The organism is Protofrankia sp. Cj3, from assembly GCF_917627355.1.
In the GTDB taxonomy this organism is placed as follows: Bacteria; Actinomycetota; Actinomycetes; order Frankiales; family Frankiaceae; genus Protofrankia.
In genome coordinates this window covers 1,274-1,740 of record NZ_CAKJTR010000335.1, presented here as the reverse complement: position 1 = coordinate 1,740, position 467 = coordinate 1,274, and the positions used below count along the sequence as shown (strand labels likewise).

The following is a 467-nucleotide window of genomic DNA, read 5'->3' as shown; positions in this document are numbered from 1 at the left end:
TGCGGCCGTCGGCCTGGCAATCTTCGGCACCGCTTTGGATCTTTCCGAGATGAACGGCCAGCCGCCTGGGACAATCCTATTGATCATGCCTGGCCATTCCTACGCGGTGATCGAGGTGGGCCGTGACGCGTTGAATGCTGTGCGTATCACCCTCATGGAGTAGCGAGGACGTACCCGAAGGCTCCGCGGTTCGCGGCGACAGGCGGCCATGGCAACGAGGAGAGCTCGTGCCCGCCGCTTATTTTTTTAGCCCACTACTTGACATTGCAAGGTAGCTTGCTAGATTTACTTGCGTGCCTACCGCCCACGACCCGCAACTCCTCAAAGGTGTGCTGTCGCTGCTGCTGCTGTGCCTGCTCGCCGAACGCGAGTCGTATGGGTACCAGTTGGTGCAACGTCTTCGCGAGACCGGCCTGTCCGACATCTCGGACGGCACCGTCTACCCGGCACTGACCCGGCTGGAGCGT

The 467-nt window shown here is 61.2% G+C and carries 1 protein-coding gene; it reads left to right on the top strand.

Translation table 11 applies throughout. The annotated features are described in order from the left end of the window. Positions 1 to 293 precede the first annotated feature (293 nt). Positions 294 to 467, top strand: a 174-nt coding sequence (locus tag MJ783_RS23405; RefSeq protein WP_370651797.1) for a PadR family transcriptional regulator, incomplete at its 3' end; no start/stop codon positions are given.